Annotated in this window: 18 protein-coding genes and 1 tRNA gene; 7 read left to right on the plus strand and 12 right to left on the minus strand. The window is 51.2% G+C overall.

Going from position 1 to position 20,472, the window contains the following annotated elements; translation table 11 throughout:
• A partial coding sequence (locus J7L64_07075) for a hypothetical protein (GenBank protein ID MCD6452103.1) occupies positions 1-648 on the plus strand: 648 nt, incomplete at its 5' end.
• Between the two features lie 17 nt (positions 649-665).
• Here J7L64_07075 and J7L64_07080 read toward each other — a convergent pair.
• Positions 666-739: transfer RNA gene (locus J7L64_07080), tRNA-Gln, on the minus strand.
• Positions 740-1,355: 616 nt separating this feature from the next.
• Between J7L64_07080 and J7L64_07085 the strand changes: the two genes are divergently transcribed.
• Positions 1,356-2,945: a D-aminoacylase gene (locus J7L64_07085; protein ID MCD6452104.1), complete on the plus strand. Its 1,590-nt coding sequence runs from the start codon at positions 1,356-1,358 to the stop codon at positions 2,943-2,945.
• Positions 2,946-3,015: 70 nt separating this feature from the next.
• On the opposite strand, the gene J7L64_07090 is transcribed toward J7L64_07085, so the two are convergent.
• The 5 genes from J7L64_07090 to J7L64_07110 form a co-directional block, all read right to left on the minus strand.
• Entirely contained in the window at positions 3,016-4,125 is a 1,110-nt protein-coding gene (locus tag J7L64_07090) for an inositol-3-phosphate synthase (GenBank protein MCD6452105.1), read from the minus strand.
• 248 nt (positions 4,126-4,373) lie between these two features.
• Complete coding sequence (locus J7L64_07095) at positions 4,374-6,185, minus strand: aldehyde ferredoxin oxidoreductase family protein (GenBank protein ID MCD6452106.1); 1,812 nt, start codon at positions 6,183-6,185, stop codon at positions 4,374-4,376.
• Complete coding sequence (locus tag J7L64_07100; GenBank protein ID MCD6452107.1) at positions 6,182-6,883, minus strand: 4Fe-4S dicluster domain-containing protein; 702 nt, start codon at positions 6,881-6,883, stop codon at positions 6,182-6,184. Before J7L64_07100 ends, J7L64_07095 begins: the two co-directional genes overlap by 4 nt.
• A gap of 62 nt (positions 6,884-6,945) precedes the next feature.
• A complete protein-coding gene (locus J7L64_07105; protein ID MCD6452108.1) occupies positions 6,946-7,167 on the minus strand; it encodes a hypothetical protein in 222 nt (73 codons plus the stop codon).
• The gene (locus J7L64_07110; GenBank protein ID MCD6452109.1) at positions 7,160-8,335 is read right to left on the minus strand and encodes an ArsA family ATPase; all 1,176 of its coding nucleotides are present in this window, start codon (positions 8,333-8,335) and stop codon (positions 7,160-7,162) included. Before J7L64_07110 ends, J7L64_07105 begins: the two co-directional genes overlap by 8 nt.
• A 135-nt stretch (positions 8,336-8,470) precedes the next feature.
• Here J7L64_07110 and hypA point away from each other — a divergent pair, with 135 nt between their 5' ends.
• Together hypA and J7L64_07120 are read left to right on the plus strand one after the other, a co-directional pair.
• Positions 8,471-8,842, plus strand: coding sequence for a hydrogenase maturation nickel metallochaperone HypA (hypA, locus tag J7L64_07115; protein ID MCD6452110.1), 372 nt, complete (start codon positions 8,471-8,473; stop codon positions 8,840-8,842).
• Positions 8,820-9,236, plus strand: a complete 417-nt coding sequence (locus J7L64_07120; GenBank protein MCD6452111.1) for an acyl-CoA thioesterase — start codon at positions 8,820-8,822, stop codon at positions 9,234-9,236. The genes hypA and J7L64_07120 overlap by 23 nt, the downstream gene beginning before the upstream one ends.
• On the opposite strand, the gene speB is transcribed toward J7L64_07120, so the two are convergent.
• Both speB and J7L64_07130 read right to left on the minus strand, forming a co-directional pair.
• Positions 9,225-10,139, minus strand: coding sequence for an agmatinase (gene speB, locus J7L64_07125; protein MCD6452112.1), 915 nt, complete (start codon positions 10,137-10,139; stop codon positions 9,225-9,227). The two genes, J7L64_07120 and speB, sit on opposite strands and share 12 nt — an antisense overlap.
• A 1-nt stretch (position 10,140) precedes the next feature.
• Positions 10,141-12,165, minus strand: coding sequence for a sodium-translocating pyrophosphatase (locus J7L64_07130; GenBank protein MCD6452113.1), 2,025 nt, complete (start codon positions 12,163-12,165; stop codon positions 10,141-10,143).
• Between the two features lie 182 nt (positions 12,166-12,347).
• On the opposite strand from J7L64_07130, the gene J7L64_07135 reads away from it, so the two are divergent.
• Positions 12,348-13,511: an aminotransferase class V-fold PLP-dependent enzyme gene (locus J7L64_07135; GenBank protein ID MCD6452114.1), complete on the plus strand. Its 1,164-nt coding sequence runs from the start codon at positions 12,348-12,350 to the stop codon at positions 13,509-13,511.
• Between the two features lie 3 nt (positions 13,512-13,514).
• On the opposite strand, the gene lepB is transcribed toward J7L64_07135, so the two are convergent.
• Genes lepB through J7L64_07150 form a run of 3 tightly spaced genes read right to left on the minus strand, consistent with a single transcriptional unit; the run spans position 13,515 to position 16,198 of the window.
• Complete coding sequence (gene lepB / locus J7L64_07140) at positions 13,515-14,042, minus strand: signal peptidase I (GenBank protein ID MCD6452115.1); 528 nt, start codon at positions 14,040-14,042, stop codon at positions 13,515-13,517.
• A 9-nt stretch (positions 14,043-14,051) separates the two neighbouring features.
• Entirely contained in the window at positions 14,052-15,305 is a 1,254-nt protein-coding gene (locus tag J7L64_07145; GenBank protein MCD6452116.1) for a PD-(D/E)XK nuclease family protein, read from the minus strand.
• Positions 15,306-15,322: 17 nt separating this feature from the next.
• On the minus strand, positions 15,323-16,198 hold the full coding sequence (locus J7L64_07150) for a site-specific DNA-methyltransferase (protein MCD6452117.1): 876 nt from the start codon (positions 16,196-16,198) through the stop codon (positions 15,323-15,325).
• Between the two features lie 197 nt (positions 16,199-16,395).
• Between J7L64_07150 and sppA the strand changes: the two genes are divergently transcribed.
• Together sppA and J7L64_07160 are read left to right on the plus strand one after the other, a co-directional pair.
• Positions 16,396-18,111 (plus strand): signal peptide peptidase SppA, encoded by a 1,716-nt coding sequence (gene sppA / locus J7L64_07155; GenBank protein MCD6452118.1) that lies wholly within the window; start codon positions 16,396-16,398, stop codon positions 18,109-18,111.
• Positions 18,108-20,222 (plus strand): acetate--CoA ligase family protein, encoded by a 2,115-nt coding sequence (locus J7L64_07160; GenBank protein ID MCD6452119.1) that lies wholly within the window; start codon positions 18,108-18,110, stop codon positions 20,220-20,222. The genes sppA and J7L64_07160 overlap by 4 nt, the downstream gene beginning before the upstream one ends.
• Here J7L64_07160 and J7L64_07165 read toward each other — a convergent pair.
• Positions 20,219-20,472 (minus strand): DUF523 domain-containing protein (locus tag J7L64_07165; protein ID MCD6452120.1); only part of this gene is annotated, 254 nt, incomplete at its 5' end. The genes J7L64_07160 and J7L64_07165 overlap by 4 nt on opposite strands.

Here is a 20,472-nt window from a genome sequence, read left to right on the forward strand (position 1 = left end):
ATTTATAATACTTTGAAGGCAGAGTTTGTGAATTATTTTTATCAATTATTAAAAAATATCGATTGGGCTACTACTTTACTAATAAATGATACCGAGATTTGTTCCAAGATAATAAAAGCATGGGAAGAGATAGAAAACTTTTATGAACGTCGTGGATATAATAAATCAAATAGACTTAAAGGGATACTTTACGAAATTTTGTTCTGGTATTCTTCTTTGAAAGATGAAATCTTGTTTAAGCAAGGATGGTTATTATCTCTTATGGGCGAGGAAAAAATGAAAAAAGTCGTGGAAAATGAACCGATAAGACTTGAGATCATCCCTTTATATGAACCCAAACCCCCTTTGTGCTTTTCCGGTGGAGATAAGGGGAAAATTAATCCCCTTCCCCAGATACAAGCCGATTTTCTTATTTTATACACCAAAGCTTTGAATTCAAAAGAGTTTCAAAATAATCTCGAGTTAGAATTTATCGATGTAAAATCCTCTCCGCCAAAAAGAGAAGAAAAAATAAAATGGCAAGAGATTAGCGCTCATTGGTTTGGATGTAGCTTTGCTATAGCATATCCTCAAGAAGGAAGAGAATATCCTTGTTCTCTTAAAGAATGGAAAATTGAACGCCCTTCCTTTTCAAATTCCAAATCTTGAGTTCGTATCCAAAGAAATGGCTCCGGGGCTAGGATTCGAACCTAGATACTGCGGTCCAGAGCCGCATGTCCTGCCGTTGGACGACCCCGGAACCCTTTTCTTATATAACCCCTTCTTCCTTCTTTGTCAACATCCTTTGTAGAGAATATGGATTATCCTTACAAATCAGAGAATTTATACTACACCAGGCGACCGCCTGTGGGTTTCATATGAACACTTAGAGGGATACCTCCTTGGATCCATATGTATGAATCCCCAGCGGTGGACACCGCTCGGACAGGGATAAACCCTGTCCCTACAGCCGGTAACCGCCCGCGGGGGGCAACGGGCGGGTCACCCATATAGATTCAATAAAGAGGTGTAGGGACAGCCCTTGTGGCTGTCCGCAGCAGGCGACCGCCTGCAAGGGGTCATAGAACGTTTAGAGGAGTACTTCTTATGGATCCGTGGTATGAATCCCCAGCGGTGGATACCGCTCGGACAGGGATAAACCCCGTCCCTACAGGTGACCACCTGCAAGGGTTCACACCTAACCTGCTTGAGGGATTTCACTACCAACGTCATCCCCCCATACGATTTGATGGTGTAGATGTTGTAGGAATACCCTCTATAGCTCTCTGCTTTTTTGATATTCAAAAAATGTTGATTAGTTTCCACCCTCTTTTGTGTGCTATAACATAAGAAAGAGGAAACCAAAGGAGGGAAAGATGAGAAAAGGGTTTATTATCGCCATTTTCCTGATTTTCGGGATGGTTTTATTCCTCGGTTTTACCCCCGCTCCCAAATACGATCTGGTGATAAAGGGGGGGAAGATAATAGACGGAAGCGGTAATCCCTGGTACTGCGCCGACATCGGGATAAAAGGGGATCGGATAGCGAAGATCGGAAGGATCAAGGAAAAGGGAAAAAGGACGATAGATGCTAGGGGACTAATCGTCTGCCCCGGCTTCATCGACATCCACACCCATACTGACCGGAACATCCTCGAGCATCCCACTGCTGACAATTATGTGCGACAGGGGGTAACCACCGTTCTTGGGGGAAACTGCGGCGGTTCACATTATCCTATAGGTGAGTTTCTTAAGAAGGTAGAGAGGGAGGGCATCTCTATCAACTTCGCCACCTTGGTGGGACACAATACGATAAGGGAGTTGGTGATGGATATGGAGGCGCGTCCCCCTACCTCCGAAGAGCTTTCCCGGATGAAGGAGATGGTGGCACGGGCGATGGAGGAAGGGGCGATGGGTCTTTCCACCGGGCTCAAGTACCTTCCCGGTGCCTATGCCAAGACAGAGGAGGTAATCGAGCTCGCCAGGGTGGTGGCGCGCTACGGTGGGTTCTACGCCACCCATATGCGGGATGAGGGACTCAAGGTGGTCGATTCCGTTAAGGAGACGATAAGGATAGCAGAAGAGGCGGGTATCCGTGCGGAGATCTCCCATCATAAGGTAACATCGGTGGATAAATGGGGAGTGAGTAAGGAGACGCTTAAGCTCATCTCCCAGGCGAGAGCCCGGGGAGTGGAGGTATCACTCGACCAGTACCCTTATCCCGCTACCTCCACCGGTATTTCCGTTCTCATTCCTGCCTGGGCGCGAGAGGGGGGGAAGGAGAAGTTCCGGGAGCGGGTAGCTCGCCCCAAACTTAGGGCGAAGATAGAGCGCGAGATAGCCTATAACATCGTGCACGATAGGGGTGGAGCCGATCTTACTAATGTGGTTATCGCTTCCTGCCGGTTTGATCCATCCCTCGAGGGGAAGAACTTGAAGGAGATAACCGAGGAGAAAGGATTAGCCCCCACCCCGGAAAACGGTGCCAAGGTGGTTATAGATATCGAGCTTGCCGGCGGTGCCAGTTGCATCTTCCATTGCCTGAGCGAAGAGGATATAAAGCGGATAATGCAGTTTCCCCTTACGATGATCATCACCGATGGCTCCTTCGTCACCTTCGGAAAGGGGGTTCCTCATCCGAGGAATTACGGTACTTTCCCTCGGGTGCTTGCCCGTTATGTGAGAGAGAAGAAATGGCTTACCTTGCCCGATGCAATAAGGAAGATGACCTCCCTTCCCGCTATGATGATGCGGCTTGAGAGACGAGGGCTCATCACTCCCGGTTTTTACGCCGACATCACTATATTCGATCCGGAGAAGGTGGAGGATAAAGCGACCTTCCTCAAACCTCACCAGTATCCGGTGGGAATACTCTATGTTGTTGTGAACGGGAAGCTGGTGATAGATAGGGAGAAGCATACTGGAGCCCGTCCGGGAAGGGTCATCTATGGTCCTGGAAAGAAGTGAGGGATAGTATAAAAAAAAAGCGGTCAGCATTATCGATTGCTGACCGCTTTTTCTTCTCTATACGCCGGTATTACCGCTCTCTTTTTCCCGCGATGAACTCCTCAACCATCACCCTGGCATCATAATCAGGATACTGCTCAGGCGGGTGCTTCATCGTGTAGGCGGAGATGGAGGTAAGTGGACCTCTGACCCCCCGCTCCCGAGCCAGCTTCACACAACGGATGGCGTCGATGGCGACGCCAGCGGAATTCGGGGAATCCTCAACCGAGAGCCGTAATTCGAGATCGAAGGGCACTCCGCCGAACATCCTCCCCTCAATCCTGAGGAAGCAGAGCTTGTTGTCGTTCAGCCAAGGCACATAGTCCGAGGGACCGATATGGATGTTCTCTTGAGCAAGGGGCACATCGAGTATCGACTGCACCGCCTCTGTTTTGGATATCTTCTTCTGCTTGAGGCGACTCCGGTTCAACATATTGAGGAAGTCGGTATTTCCACCGACATTGAGCTGATAGGTCTTGTCCAGCTTACAGCCCCGGTCCACCAGAAGACGGGAGAGGGTGCGGTGGGTGATGGTTGCTCCGAGCTGGCTCTTAATGTCATCCCCTACCACTGGAATCCCTGCCCGTTCGAACCTTTCCGCCCACTTCTCATTGGAGACAATGAATACTGGGACGCAGTTTATGAAACTTACTCCTGCTTCGAGGCATGCATTGGCATAATATTCCGTCGCCTCTACAGACCCCACCGGCATATAATTAAGAAGTATTTCAGCGCCGGTATCCTTTAATACCTTAGCCACATCGACCGGCTCTGCCGGGGCGGGTAGAAATGTTCTTTCCTCAGCATACTCCGTCATATGTGGGGAAACGCCGTCTAAGACCTTCCCCATCTGGACGATCACATCGGAGAAACTCTTTACCTCTGGTACGATGGTTTTGGTGCAGTTAGGCTTGGCATATATCGCTTCGGTTAGAGGTTTTCCCACCTTTCGCTTATCGATGTCAAAGGCGGCAACCACCTCAATGTCCTCAGGAAGATACCCACCGAGGTCATAATGCATAAGGCCTATTTCCCTATCTTCATCGGTGGGCTTTTTCAGTTTGTAATATTCGATCCCCTGGATGAGAGAGCTGGCGCAGTTTCCTACCCCGGCAATGGCTATCCGGATCTTCTTCCCCATCTGGCACCTCCTTTCTCAAAACTACTTTAAGAAAACAAATCCCTTATAAATCGACTTCTGCTTTATGACAATAATTGGGGGATAAAAGATTACCAGTACGAGTTATTAATTATAAGGCAAGCTTTTGGCTGCCAGAAAGAAAAACACCCCTTTCTAAATATAATCCTCTTCCCTCTCAGATGTCAAGAATAAAACACCTCCCTCTTTTTTCTTTAACCGATATCCTTATTTAAATAAACCGAGCCCTCTTAGTCCCCCAGGCCCTTGATGATGAAATCGAGACCAAGAGCTCTCAATTTGGCTGGCGATGGCTTGGTAGTTTTCACATCCCAGCCCCGCTCTCGATAGTATTTATCGAGGAGCTCCTTAAACTGGTCCCGTTTTATTACCGCTCCTTTTCTCGGTCCGATGGTTAGGGGTTCGGTGAAGAACCGTTCCGGTATCTCATCGTCCTCACGGCGGAAGCCTTCTCGATAATTGAAGCACTTCTCGAGGTTGAAGATCCTCTCTCCTGTTTTCCGGCAATCTTCAATAGTCCAAGCCTCTCCGGTGATGGCAGAGAGCGCCTTGCTTATCCCCTCTCGGCTGTAAATTCCTGAGGCAAAACGGCAGATGCCGGTGGAGTCAATGAAGGCGTTAAAATCCTGGGATCTCGCTGAATGGCCATTAAGATGGCAGGCGCCCCGGTTAGCGGTGGCATAACATAGCCCCTGGGTTAGCCGGGTGTGGACATTCCAGGCAGCTAAGGGATGTCCCTTAACCTGAATGGCGAATTCTGCTGTTTTCTCTCCTATCTTCTCTACCAGTGGATTAAGGCCATCAGCGGCGATATCGCCCACTCCTTCCCGGTAGGCTATCTTCTTTATCATCGAGAGCACTGCCTCAACATCTCCCCAGCGGAGGTCGATCCCGTCAAGGAACGCCTTGTCGATCAACCCTTTATCGTATGCCTCCATCAAGAAGCCGATGACATTGCCCGTTGATATCTGGTCAAGTCCATAATCATCGACATCGGCTATCTCCCTCATTAGTCCATCGAGGTTGCTTACCAGGAGATTGGCGCCGAGCATCGTTCCTGTTTCATATTCCGGTCCCTCGGCGATGGTTCCCGCATAACGCCCGGTCCTCACCACCCCGATCTTCTTGCACCCCAAGGGGCAAGCATAGCAGGCGGTATCTCGCACCCAGAGTTCCTCCTCGGCTGCTACTCCACCTATCCTGTCTATTTCGAGGAAGGTCCCCTCGCGATAGTTCTTAACCGCTTGAGTCCCCCGGTCGCTCGAGGAGAGAAGAGCGTAAGCGGTTCCATATCGTCGCCAGCGAGCGGTGGAGGGAGAGGAAGCAAATTTCTTCCGGAGTTCCTCCAATATCTTTAGATATTCCTTGTGGTTAGCTACTGGGGGGAGCTTCTTGCCCCTTACTGCGATCGCCTTGAGCCTTTTCGAGCCCATCACACAACCGACACCAGCCCTCCCTGCTGCCCTTCCCACCGTGTGGATAATGGCAGCATACCTCACCAGATTCTCGCCGGCAGGACCGATATAGCAGGTCTCAAACCCCTCTCCCTTGAGCTCCAGGGGAAGAAGTTCTTCAAGTTCGCTCGCCTTCTTACTCCAGATCCTACCGGCATCCCGAATATCGACCTTGTCTCCATCTATTACCAAATATACCGGGCTACTCGCTCGTCCGGTGATCACGATGGCATCATAGCCGGCGAACCTGATGGCAGGACCGAAGAAACCGCCCATATTGGAATACCCGATGGTGGAGGCGGTTTTGGCTGGTGGTTTCACCGGTGAGGTCATCGGAGATTTGGTTACCACCGTAACCCTGCTCGCCGAAAGGAAGGGGTAGCCGGAAAACGGTCCCGCGGCGAAGATGAGCGGGTTTTCCGGGGAAAGGGGATCTATATAAGGCTTTTTGAGATGGTCCCAAACGATCTTAGTTCCAAGCCCTCTTCCCCCTACAAATTTGAGAGCGTCTTCTTCAGGGAGTTCTTTTTTCTCCACCTTGCCTTGGGTGAGGTCCACCTCGAGGATCACTCCATAGTATCCCTTCATCTCCCCATCTCCCTATTTCCAGAGTAGTACCAGAGTTCAGCAAGTCTCTTTGCTATCTTATCTGGGGAAAGAGCGAAATGACGACCGTCTCCGGTGAAGTGGGTAAGAGCATCATAAGGGCAGTATCTTACGCATTGGGGATCGCCCTCACAGAGGGTGCAAAGGGTGGTCGGTCTTCCTGTTTTTTTATCCTGCTTAATTATCCCTACTCGTTTTTCCTCGCAGGCTCGGGCGCAGTTTCCACAGCCAATGCAACGCTCAGGGTCGTTCTTTATAGCGAGCGTCTTTTCGTCGCGGTAGAGCGCCTTTCTTCCTGTATTTGGGTCTGGCGAGACCGGGCAGGCTTCGATACAGGGGGCATCGGGACATTCGAGACAGCGATTGGGGACATCCACCGGAGGGAAGTTATAGCTTACCACCTTTACCCTTGCTTCTGCCGGGTTTCCTAAACCCAATAGCTCCTCGCCGTCTATTATTACCCGCTCGTTTGCCTGGGAGCAGACCGCCTCACAGGTGCGACAGCCGGTGCATTTGTTGTAGTCCACGATCACTAAGGAATAACGAGGTTTTCCTCCCCCTGTTTCCTGCCTCTCTTCGGCTTTCACCAAGAATCCGCCAAAGGCGAGCGTCCCTGAACCAATGAGTGCTGATTTCACGAATTCTCGCCGGGAGAGGGGGTTTTTAGAGAATTCCGGCACAAATAAACCTCCCCTTCCCACAGCTTTCCTTCCCCATTTTGAGGTTGGTTATATCTAAATCCTTACTTCACCTCTACCTTCTTCGGCGGCTCCTTCTTTGCCTCTGCCCGGGAGACCATCCCCTCGGTTCGAGCTATCTGTGCCTCAAGGGCCGACTTCATCGCAAGGAGGATCTCCTTCTTCGCCTTAAGGAGATGGACGCCCGCATCCCCGAACTGGGCAAAAAGGAGGGAAAGAAGGGGGCAGATGGAGATATACTCCGGAGCCTCTTTCTTTTCAGCCATTCTCATCACCCCCGAGAAAACTTATCCTGAGGGTATCCCCCTCGAACCGAGCCTCGCCTACCTTCATACCGGATAGGCTTCTCGGGAGGAGGATGTTCCTCTTTACATTTTTTATTTGGATTATAAGCTCATCGCCCCGACTGAGGATCTCTATGTCCTCCTTTTTGGCACTGGGAAGCCGGAGGCTCATCATATACCCCTCCTTCGTTTTTTCGTAGATCACCGGTCGCTCCTTGGAGAATATCTCCGCCGGGTCACGGTCGCCGAACATCTCTTTAGCCATTTTGGAGAGGAGTTTTGCTCCGATTATCTCCTCCTCATAAAACGGGGCGTAGAAAATAGGAAGGGGAGAGAACGCCTCCTCAGCGAGCTTGAGATATTCTTCCTGAATCCTCTTTCTCTTTTCGACGAAGGGGCTTTTCTCTTCGGGGAAGATGCGGTTGGCATATACCGAATCTATCGGGATGTGGAAGAGGTTTAAATAGGTGAGGATCCGTTGAGATTCCTTTATCACCATCTTCTCCGGATTGAACACGATCCGCACCGATGATATGTCGGGATCGGTCAGTATCTTGCTCACCACATCTATCTTGAGGTAAAGTTCCTCCACTGAGTAATGAATATCATCTGTGGGGAGAGGAGCCTGGATTATCCTCTCTGCTACCGGGCGGATCGTCTTCACTATCCTTCTCTGGATGTGAAAGAACTTCTCCATATACCAGCCGATGACATCGGGCAAGGAGAGCATCTGAAGGGTGTTTCCCGTAGGGGCGCAATCGATCACCCCCACCTTATATTCCTCTCGTTCGTAGTACTCCTTGAGCTTGAGCAGGCTGAAAAGCTCCTCCATTCCGGGGAAGATGGCGAACTCCTCAGCAGCTAAATCCTCGAAGCCCTGATGACGAAGAAATTCAGCGATGAACCTACGGATCTTCCCCCAGTTGACCTTGAGCTCATAGTTCACATCCACCTCCTCGAGGAAGAGGTTCTTCACCACCTCCTTGGGAGTAGAACCGAGCTCGAGATCGAAGGCGTCAGCCAAGCTATGGGCGGAATCCGTACTCATCACCAAGGTCTTATAGCCAAGTTCAGCAAGCCTCATCCCGGTGGCAGCGGCGATGGTGGTTTTCCCCACCCCTCCCTTGCCCGTGTAGAAGATAATCCGCATATTTAACCCCCCCATATGGCAACCTTTAGGCTTTAATTTTTATTATTCAGCACAGGCTACTGATTGTCAAGGAAAAATATATGGTTGCCTGAGAGCAGTTGCTGATTTATACTAATAGGCTTTTAAGGAGAAGGGATGCACGAGCTTTCTTTAGCCAAAGAGATCGTTCGTCTCGTTTCTTCGGAGCTTTCGAAACGGGGCAATCCACGCCTTCTTGCGGTAAGATTGCGGATAGGAAAGCTCGCCGCAGTCGATCCTGAGGCGTTTTCCTTCTCCTTTCAGAGTATAATAGAGGATACTGAACTCGCTGGGGCGCGGTTGGTGATAGAAGATGTCCCTATTCGGGGGAGATGCCGCGATTGCGGTAAGGAGTTTGAGATAAAGGAAGGGATGAGTTTTACCTGCCCCGATTGTTCCTCTGCTTCCTGTGAGCTTATCTCGGGGCAGGAGTTTGATCTAATATCCATAGAGGTGGAGGGGAAAGATGAAGGCAAAACCGCCGGATAGGTTTTATGTCGATCACACCATAAGGGTGCGTTATGTCGAGGTCGACCGGATGGATGTGGTTTACAATGCCTATTATGTTGACTGGTTCGCTATTGGGAGGACGGAGTACTGCCGTGCCCGGGGAAGGACCTACCGTCAGCTCGAGGAGGCAGGGTTTTACCTTCCTCTGGTCGATGTCTATTGTCGTTACTATGCTCCTGCCCATTACGATGATCTAGTGATAATCAGGACCTGGGTGAAGAAGGCGAAGCGGAGTTTCATCCACTTCGGTTATCAGGTGATAGATGAAGGGAGTGGGGAGCTACTCGCCGAGGGGGAAAGCCGTCATATCGTAACCGATACCGATCTCAATCAGGCGAATCTCCCCGACGAGCTCTTTAGGCTATTTTCCTGAACCCTTCCTTTTCCTCTTTTGGCTGAGAAAGCCCATTACCTCGAAGATGATCTTGACCCCAAGGAAGCCGGTGATATCGGCATTGTCGAGCGGAGGTGATATCTCCACCAGATCGAGTGCCTTTATAGGTAGTTTTTCAAAGAGGATCTCGAGTAGATTGAGGAGAAACCGGGTGCTCATCCCCCCGGCAACCGGGATCCCTGTTCCCGGAGCAAAGGCGGGGTCGAGGAAGTCGATATCCAGTGATAGATAGATCCGATTGATCCCCGAAAACCTCGTCACCGTCCAGGCAGCTACCTCCTCCACCCCCATCTTGGCACAATCCTTGGCTGGTATCATCAGGAGGCCAGTTTCCCTTATGTAGTCCATCTCAGCTGGGTTGAAGGAACGAGCACCGATGATAATGGTATGCTCGGGAGAGGTGTTTTTTTCCTCGAGCATCCTCCTGAGGGTGCAGGCGTGGGAGTAGCCCGATTTGTCGTACTCCTCCCAGAGGTCGGGATGGGCATCGAGGTAGATTATCCCTACCTCGTCATCCTTTATCCCGGCAAAACCGCGAAAGGCGGGGATGGTGATCGAATGATCCCCGCCGATTATGATGGTGAACCCGGCGGAGGAGGTGATCTTGGCGATCTCCCCCTCCGCCCGGGAAAAGAAGGAAGAAAGCTCGAGCTCTATCTCTATATCCCCTAAGTCCACCACCTTTATCTTGGAGATCTCTTCCCCGATTTCGGTTACCGCTGATGACTTGGTAGAAAGGTCCCTTAGCTTTGCTGGAGCGAACGCTGCCCCCTTCCGATAACAGCAGGACCCATCGTAAGGTATCCCAACGATGGCGAGGTCGGGCTTTTCTATCTTTTTGTCCGACGGGACGAGCCCGCCCCAGAGATCCCTTTTGATCATCTTAAAGCAGTCCCATCTTGATGAAGATAGGGGCGAAGATCAGGGATACGATCGACATCACCTTGATCAGGATGTTGAGCGAAGGACCAGAGGTATCCTTGAACGGGTCGCCAAGGGTATCTCCGATCACCGCCGTCTTGTGAGCAGGTGAGCCCTTTCCTCCCAGATGCCCTGCCTCGATGAACTTCTTCGCATTATCCCAGGAGGCGCCGGAGTTCGCCATCATAATGGCGAACAGGGAAGCGGTGAGGATCGAGCCGACGAGAAGGCCTCCTACTGCCCTTGCCCCAAGGGTGAAACCGATGACGAGCGGTGCTGCTACCGCGAGGAGACTGGGAAGAACCATCTCCCTGAGAGCTCCCCTGGTACTGATATCGACACACCGCTTATAATCTGGCTTTGCCTTTCCCTCCATTAAACCCGCTATCTCCCTGAACTGCCTCCTCACCTCGTTTACCATCCGATAAGCAGCTTTTCCCACCGCTTTCAAGGTAAGGGCGCAGAAGAGGAGGGTGAGCATCCCTCCAATGAGAAACCCCGCCAATACTGGGGTGGAAAGGAGGTCGATCATCTTGAGCTTTATTACCTGGGCATAGGCGGAGAAGAGGGCAAAGGCGGTGAAGACGGCGGTACCGATGGCAAAGCCCTTGTTCACCGCTGCGGTCGTGTTCCCCACCGAATCGAGCGCCTCGGTCCTCGCCCTTGTCTCGGCACCGAGCCCAGCCATCTCGGCAATGCCAGCAGCGTTATCGGTGATGGGACCATACCCATCGATGGCAAGCACCATCCCTAATGGTGCGAGAAGCCCCACTGCTGCCATTGGTATCCCGTAAAGCCCACCGAAGTGATAGGCGAGGAAAATAGCGCCTGCAATGAGGACGAGGGATATGGAGGCGCTCTCCATCCCTGAGGAGATGCCGCTAAGGATGGTTCCTCCCACCCCCTTTACCGCCGAGTTGGCTATTTCCTGTACCGGAGCGCCCTTATCGGAGGTATAGTGCTCAGTGAGCCAGCTGATGATGAGCCCGGCAATGAGACCGGCAAGAACGGCATAGAAGATGCCTATATCCCCGATTATTGCCTTGATGAGGAAGTAGATGGCGATGGCGGAGATCGTCCAGGTGATGATCGTTCCTTTGTTCATCGCCCTCCGGGTGAGGGCGGTTTGTTCCTGGAAGTCGAGTTTCTTACCTTCTTTTGTCCTTACGAAGAGGGCGCCGATGATGCTCGCTATTATCCCAATCCCCCTTACTGCCAAAGGAAGCATAACCCCCTTCGCTCCATAGAGGAGGGCGCCTATGGTCATCGCACCGATGGTTGAGGCGATATAGGATTCGAAGAGATCCGCTCCCATCCCCGCGGTATCACCCACGCAATCGCCCACATTGTCTGCTATCACCGCCGGATTCCGGGGATCATCCTCAGGAATACCGCTTTCCACCTTTCCCACCAGATCGGCGCCGACATCAGCTGCCTTGGTATAGATGCCCCCACCGACCCTGGCGAAGAGGGCGATGGAGCTCGCCCCAAAGCTGAACCCGGTTACCACCTCCACTGCCTTGACCACATCGCCACCGAAATGATGAAGGAGAAGGAGATAACCGATGGTTAGGCCGAGGATGCCCAATCCGACCACCGACATCCCGAGGACCGCCCCCCCGGCAAAGGCAATGGAGACCGCCCGGGAGAAGCTTCCCCTCGCCGCGTTCGCTGTCCTGCCGTTCGCCGAGGTGGCCATCATCATCCCGATATAACCGGCAAGTGCCGAGGAAAAGGCACCCGCGATGAAGGAGACAGCGGTGAGCTTCTCTATGAAAAAGAATAAGGCAAAGAAGACGACGATGATGAAAAGAACCAGGCTCTTATACTCTCGGCTAAGAAAGGCAACCGCTCCCTCCCTTATGGCACCGGTTATCTCCGCTACCTCGGGGGTGCCGAATCCCTCCCGGTTCACCCTTCTTGCGAAGAGGAAAGCGGAGATTAACGCTGCTACTCCTGATATTATTACTAAAAGGAAATAGTTCATCTTTTCCTCCTTTTAATCAATATAAAGGATATAAAAACAGGTAGAAAATTCTAATCCATTGATCAGGCTAAGTCAAGCTGAAATCAAATCTGCCCTCTTGCCTTTTCCGTTTTCATCCGCTATGCTAAAGAATGTCTTATTGTGATAGGAAAATTTTAATTAATTTTCAAGGGAGTGGTTATATGGAAAAACACACGGTTTATCTCGATAACGCTTCTACCTCCTTCCCCAAGCCGAAAGAGGTGCTCGAGGAGATGTTGCGATGTTACAGGGAATTCGGAGTCAACGCAGGAAGGTCCCAGTTCTCCTTGGCTACAAAGGCGGCGGAGCTCATCAGCAGAACGAGGGAAAAACTCACCCGGTTCTTCGGCGGCGAGATCCCGGAGCGGTTAATTTTTTCTTATAATGTCACCGATGCTATGAATATGGTTATCTTCGGTATCCTTCGCCCCGGCGATCACGCGATAATAACCGATCTTGAGCACAATGCAGTTCTCCGTCCCATCTATCATCTCCTTTCCCGGGGAGATATCGAGGTCGATTATGTTCCTCCTGATTCCGAGGGCTACCTCGATCCCGATGAATTCCCCAAACGGTTCAAGCGAAACACCAAGATGGTGATCGTCTGTCACGGCTCGAATGTGATCGGCGCTGTCCAACCGATAGGGGAGATCGGAGCTCGGTGTCGGGAGCACGGGGTGATATTTACGGTGGATACCGCTCAGACCGCGGGTATCGTTCCGATAAATGCCAGGGCGATGAATGTGGATATCGTCGCCTTCACCGGTCATAAGGCTCTCTTCGGTCCCACCGGTATTGGGGGGATGTATGTAGCCCCAGGGGTTTCCATCGCTCCCACCAAGTTTGGCGGTACTGGTATCCTTTCCGATTGCCCCCGTCAACCGGATCAGCTCCCTCATCGCTTAGAAGCAGGTACGGTAAATATATTGGGGATTGCTGGGCTCTTTTATGGGGTTGAGTTTATAGAGAAGAAGGGGATTGAAAATATCCACCGTCGGGAGATGGAGCTTTTGAAGAGGCTCCGCGAGGGTCTTTCCAAGATCGATGGAATAACCTTCTATGGACCTGCGGGTTATGATAACCGTGTGGCGGTTTTATCTTTTACCCTGGCGGGAATAGAGGCGCCTAAGCTCGGTAGCCTCCTTGCTGAGAGGTACGATATCGCTACCAGGGCAGGTCTTCATTGTGCTCCCAGGCTCCATAAAGCGCTCGGTACCGCTCCGGTGGGGACGGTGAGGGTTAGCCCGGGGTTCTTCAATTCCGAAGATGATATCGATTATTTCCTTGGAGCAGTGGAGGAGATAGCGAAGGAGATTCGGCGCTGAGCATTAGCGGATTATGCCCATATAGCCTGGGGGCCAATAGATGAATATCGCTCGCCCTGAAATGAGGTCCTTCTTGATGGGGCCGAAGTCACGGCTGTCATCGGAGATGACCCGGTTGTCCCCCAGTAGATAATATTCGTTATTCCCGAGGGTGACGGGGGGATGGTCGTCATCTCCCCGCGCCCTCTCATCCAAATATGGCTCAGAAAGGGGGGTTCCGTTTATATAGATGTGTCCCTTCTTTATCTCCACCTTTTCCCCGGGAAGTCCTATTATCCTCTTTATGAAGATCTTTCCCGGATTTTTTGGATAACGGAAGACAACGATATCGCCTCGTCCTATCTTGCCGAAATGGAGGGACAGTTTCTCCACCACTATTCGCTCGCTATTTCTTAGATTGGGGTACATACTATCACCTTCCACCTTAAACGGCTGAGCAACGAAGGTGATGAGGATGAGGAATAAAAAGAGGGCAATAATTATATCTCGTGCCCAGAGAAGGAGCCACAGGGACCTTCGTTTCTTCTTCATTCCCTCTCCTTAATTAAAGAGATCCTCCTCTTCCCGGGCAAGCTTGGACAGATAGAGGGAAAGGGTTTCCTCCTTCCTCGCGAATTTTCTTATCTTATCGACAAGCGTTTCTGGAAGGGTTCTCTCCCGGATCGCCCGCTCGAGGGCGAAGGTGCTTAAGGTGGAGAACCTTTCCCAAAGGCCACTTTCTTTGATGAGCTTTTCGAGTTTTCTCCTTTCCTCAGGAGCATCGTTTCTCCCAGGGAATCTCAATTTTTCCTCTATCTTCACCCGGAGGCGGTTGGTCAACCCCTGGATCACCGAAACTTTCTCCCTCTTAGCAAAGGAGGCGATTACCTCCTTCAGCCGTTCTATCTCCGCTTCTATTCGCTTCTTCTCGCTTATGAGTTTGGCATACTGTTCGACCAGCACCACCCCCCGCTCCTCCTTGACCTCAGCTGGAGGGAGGTTGGCTATTTTCACCCGATGCTTCATTATAGGGCAGAGATCTTGATACTCGCACCAAGAGCAAAGCGTCCCTTCCTGTGGGGGGAATTCCTTTGCCTTTTCTATCCGCTCTATGAGGAGGATGGTATCCTCAAGGAGTTTTTCGAGCTCCTCCTCCCTCTTTGTCAGCCGAAATTCCTCACCAAAGGCTAAAAAATGCCACACGAGCTCTACCCTTTTAACATCGGGAAGCATCTTCTTTAAGGCGAGTTGGTACATCGGAAGTTGGCGGTCGCTCTTCAGGTTGTCCAGGGTAGGAAGGGAGGAGTTGGTCTTATAATCGTGGATCTCGTAAACACCCTCTTCTACCTTAACCAAGCGATCGATATAGCCGATGTAGCGTAAGCCCCTTTCTTGATCGAGTTCAATCGTAACCTCCTTCTCCAGATCCAAGGTGGTGCCCCTATCGAATGGGGTATGGCGGTCGTAGTAACGTTCGATACAGAGCCTTCCGAAATGACGATAGTTCTCCGGTTTGTATTCGCTTCTTACTATCCTTATTCCAGGATGGAAACTTCTATCCCACAGCCGTTCATAATGAGCGATCAGTTCCTCCTTGGTGTTTATCCTGCCGTAGTTGAGATCGCGATAGAGCTTCTCCAGCGTCTTGTGAACCAAGCTCCCTACAAACGCCTCGATGTTTTCCACATCCCTCTTTATCCCATCGATATAGCGGAGTTTGTATCTATAGGGGCAATTTTCAAAGGTGGAAAGTCGAGAGTGAGAATAAGTATTACCCATTGGTTTTGCCGGTTCCTCCTTCTCCGAATTACCCATCTTTACCTCAATCTATCTTATCCCAACTTTGTCTTCTCTTCCATTGGCTTGTTGGCATTTTTTCTGATCCTCTCCTCCGCGGAAAGGGCGTATCTTTCTTCTCGCTCTATCATCACAAAGTCCCGGTTGAGAGCCTTTGCCACATAGCCTGTGGTACCCGTTCCCGCCATTGGGTCGAGGATCAGATCGCCCTCTTCGGTCGATGTCAAAATCACCCGACGCAGGAGCTCCACCGGTTTTTGGGTAGGGTGGAGTTTCTTTCCCTCCCCGTTTTTCAGCCTTTCCCTCCCGCTACAGACTGGTATCTCCCAAACATTAGCTCCCACTTTGCCCACTCCAAATTCCTTGGCATATCCTTTATGGAAGGTGTATCCCTTGACCTTTTTATCCTTCACCGCCCAGATGAGCGTCTCCGTTGCATTGGTGAACCTCACCTTCAGGAAATTTGGTACCGGGTTCCGCTTGAGCCAGATGATGTCGTTTAGGATCCAGAAGCCAATATCCTGCATTATCTTCCCGATACGGTGGATATTGTGGTAGGTGCCGATGATCCAGAGGGTGGCTTTTTCCTTCATTACCCTCTTCGTCTCAATGAGCAACCGGCGGATAAACTGGTCGTAGTCCTCGAAATCCTCAAATCGATCCCAAGGATCACTCACCCCGTTGACCACCGTGCCGCTCCAGCGGATGAGTTTCCTTTTAGGGAGCTGAAGGAAATAGGGAGGATCGATGAAGACCATATCGAATGATCGAGCATCGATCTTGGGAAGAACCTCCAGGGCGTCACCTAAAATAATCCTCCCTCTTATCTCGTTCAGCGGATAGCGGTCGATCCCGGGAAGGTCCTTAACGAGGAGTTGATAAAATTTATCTTCCTCTTTGTTCTTCTCCATCTCTCCTTGTCCAAAACCAAGCTCCTTTTAACATTACCATATCGATCGCTGGCAGTTCAAACCTCATTGGGAGTGAGTTGAGGTTAGGGGACTTTCTTTTTTTACCCAGGGGGGATTGATTTATCCTTCACTATTTGCTATAGTTTTTCTCTAAAAGGGGTGATCGTTAATAATCTAATTGATTGAGGTAGCGAGGTATGAAGAGAAAAACTGGTTATTTGCTCGCTTTCATAATAATAGTTGGCTTAATCCTACTTTATTCCTTGGTAAGTTCCCCAGGGCTGAGACTGGGGAGGCGGAGTGTACTCTTCATCCCCCTTAAAGGGGAATTGGTGGAACGGGGTCCTCTTAATTTTTTTGAGCGGATGGCGATGGGCAAGGTGGTCGCCCTTTACGATGTGCTATCCGCCCTTGATATCGCTCGGGATGACCCTAAGATAAGGGGGGTTGTGTTCAAGATTTCCCCTCTCATATCCGGGCTCGCCAAGCTCGAGGAGATAAGAGACGCCATCCTCCGCTTCCGGAAGGATGGCAAATTTGTTTATGTCTATTTAGAGATACCGGGCACTAAGGAGTACTTCCTCGCTACCGCAGGGAATAGGATTTATCTTTCTCCTGCTGATGAGCTCAGGATTACCGGCATCGCCTATGAGGTGCAGTTCCTCCGTGGTTTCTTCGACCTCGTGGGGGTAGTGCCTGAGTTCGAGCGGATAGGGAAGTACAAGAGTGCCGCCGATGTACTCACCCGGAGGAGGATGTCTCCTGCCCATCGGGAGATGGAGGAAGCGGTAATCTCCTCCCAGTTTGAGAGGGTTGTCTCCGTTATTGCCAAGTCTCGAGAAGTAACCAGAGATGAGGTCACGAAGCTCATCGATGAAGCCCCCTTCCTCCCAAAGGAAGCTAAGAAGAAGCACCTCATTGATGGAGTAATCTATCCTGACGGGCTTAGGGTTTTACTTCAGAAAAAGCTCTCCGGTGAGCCTCAGTTTGTAAACTTCACCGACTATCTCAAAGTTCGCTCCTCCGTGCCCTTAGGGATCTATCCTAGGATAGCCCTTATCTATGCGGTAGGGACCATAGCCACGGGAGAAAGCTCTTTTGTTCCCCTGTTAGGGCGAGTTATGGGATCGGAGACTATACGCAAAGAGGTAAAGACTGCCGTTCGTGATAGGGAGATAAAGGCTATCGTCCTCCGAGTAGATAGCCCTGGTGGCTCGGCGCTTGCCTCGGATCTCATCTGGCGGGAGATTATGCTTGCCAGGAAGAAAAAGCCGGTGGTCATCTCAATGTCCGATGTCGCTGCCTCCGGAGGGTACTACATCTCCTCAGCTGCTTCTAAGATCGTTGCCCATAGAACCACCCTGACTGGCTCCATCGGGGTTCTTGCTGGAAAGTTCAATATGAAGAAGCTTTATGAGAGATTGGGGGTGAATAAGGAGTTGGTTGTTCGAGGCGAGAAGGCGGCGATGTACACCGATTATCGTGGATTTACCCCCAAGGAGAAAGAGGCGCTTAAAAGGAGTATAGAAGCTGTCTATCACAATTTCATCAGTCGGGTGGCAGAGGGTAGAGGGATGAAGCCCGAGAAGGTGGATAAGATAGGAAGAGGGAGGGTCTATACCGGCGATGAGGCAAAGGGTATAGGCCTGGTTGATGCATTAGGTGGGCTCTCCCGGGCGATAGAGATAGCGAAAAAGGAAGCGGGTATCCCCGCGGAAGAGAAGGTTGAACTGGTAATCTATCCTCGAAAAAAGGGATTCTGGGAATCGCTTTCCGCTTTCACGGATGGCGAGGTGGGTTTATTTCGCGAGGGTTTTGGGATAAAACTTCCTCCAGCCATCCATTCGTTTAGCAGAGAGAGGGTGTTTCTTTTCCCATTGTATCTGGTGACAGAGAAAGAGGTGGAGAAATGACCAAACGATTGGATTATCTATTCAAACCGAGATCAATTGCCGTTATCGGTGCTTCCCGGAATGAGAAATCCGTAGGGTATGCTATCCTCCATAACTTAATAGCTGGAGGGTTTACCGGGAGTATCTATCCTGTTAATCCTAAGGCTGAGGAGGTTCATGGCCTTCCCTGTTACCCCTCGGTGCTCGATATACCAGGGGAGGTTGATCTCGCCTTCAATGTTGTTCCCGCCAAGTTTGTGGTTCCTGTTACCGAGGAGTGTGGCAGGAAGGGGGTGAAGGCGATGGTCGTCATCTCCGCTGGTTTCAAAGAAACTGGTCCTGAGGGAGCAAAAAGGGAAGAGGAGCTGGTGAAGATGGCGAGGAAATATGGGATTCGCTTCGTTGGTCCCAATTGTATGGGGATACTGAATACCTCGCCCGAGGTGAAGATGAATGCCACCTTCGCCAAAAGCTATGCCCTGCGGGGGGAGATGGCTCTTCTCTCCCATTCTGGGGCGCTTGGGATCGCTATCCTCGATTTCGCCTTGGATATAAAGGTGGGTTTTTCGATGTTCGTCTCCATCGGCAATATGGCTGATCTTTCCAATATCGATTTCCTCGAATACTGGGCGCAGGATGAAAACACCAAAGTCATTCTCCTCTACTTGGAAACCTTCGCTGATGCCCGAAAGTTCGCCGAGGTAGCGGCGAAGGCATCGCAGAGGAAGCCGATAGTGGTGATGAAGACAGGGAGGACAATGGAGGGAGCAAGAGCCGCCATCTCCCATACCGGTGCCTTAGCCAGCTCAGATCTCGCCGTAGATTGCCTCTTTGACAGGGCGGGTGTAATCCGGGTGGATATGGTCGAGGAGATGTTCGATCTGGGTAAAACCCTTTGCAAACAACCCCTCCCTAAGGGAAAGAGGGTTGGGGTTATCTCCAATGGTGGAGGAATGGGGATAATCGCCACCGATGCAGTAGTTCGGATGGGCCTTTCCGTTCCTCCTTTTGCTGAGGAGACGCAGAAGAGGATGAAGGCAGCCCTTACCCGTCCTGAGGCGTCGGTGATCAACCCGGTCGACACCATCGCTCAAGCCAGCTATTCCGAATATTATGAGGTGGTAAAGGCTGCCCTTGAGGACCCAGGGATAGATGCGGTTTTGGTCATCTTCATTCCTACTATGCTTACCGATCCCTGGGAGCCAGCGAAGGCTATCGTTGCTGCAGGGAAAGGGGCGAAAAAACCGATCCTCGTCTCTTTTGTGGGCTTAGGGGCTCACCATGAAGGCGTTCCCTTCCTTGAGAAGAATGGTTTCCCCGTCTATCCCTTCCCTGAAGCGGCCATCAAATGCCTTCGTTGGATGTATGATTATTACCTCTGGAGGTCTCGTCCCCGGTTCGAGGTGAAGGAATTCCTGGTGGATAAGGATAAGGCAAGGGAGATAATCGAGAAGGCAAGGGCTGAAGAAAGAGAGAAACTTTCTGACCTCGAGGGAATTGAGCTTGCCTCTTCTTATGGCATTCCGGTTGCCCGGGTGAGGATAGCCAAGGATGAGGATGAGGCAGTGGCTTATGCGGAGGAGTTCGGTTATCCAGTAGTGCTCAAGGTCCATTCGCCGGAGATCATCCATAAATCGGATGTGGGTGGGGTTATCGTTGGTATTTCCTCCGACTCTGAGGTGAGGGAGGCGTTTTTCACCTTGAAGGAGCGAGCAGCCAAGGTGGCTGGTGCTCAGTTTCTCGGAGTAGTGGTTCAAGAGATGGTTTCAGGGGGGAAGGAGACGATAATAGGCGTTTCCTCCGATCCTATGGTGGGCCATCTGATGATGTTCGGCTTAGGTGGGATATATGTGGAGGTAATGAAGGATGTGAGTTTTAAGCTTCATCCCATCTCCGAGTTTGATGCGGAGGAGATGATAAGGAGAATAAAGGGATATCCTCTGCTTGAGGGTGTCCGAGGAGGGATGAGGGCGGATATAGAGGCTCTTAAGGAGGCACTTCTCCGGGTGTCTCAGCTCGTCTCCGACTTCCCTGAAATAGCCGAAGTCGATCTCAACCCCTTCCTCGTTCTTCCCGAGGGGAAAGGCGCTCGGGCGGTAGATGTCCGTATTTCCCTTAAGAAGAAGGCTTAATCTATTCCGATCAGCTTTACCCCTTGGCTTTTGAGGAGGAAGGACGCGACCCCGAGTCCAGGGAAGGCTCCCTCTTTGCCTGAGGTCATCTTGACCCCGCAGGAGGGGCTTTTTTCTTTTAGGTAGGCGGTGCGAACGGCGAACTTCCTCGCCGCCTCCGCTGCCTGTTTCCCCCCTTTGAAGAACTCCGAAGTGACATCCTTCCCTTCGGCGGTAACTACTCTTCCCCCGCCCCAGATGACCCTCTCCC

Source organism: Acidobacteriota bacterium, assembly GCA_021161905.1.
GTDB lineage: Bacteria > Acidobacteriota > B3-B38 > Guanabaribacteriales > JAGGZT01 > JAGGZT01.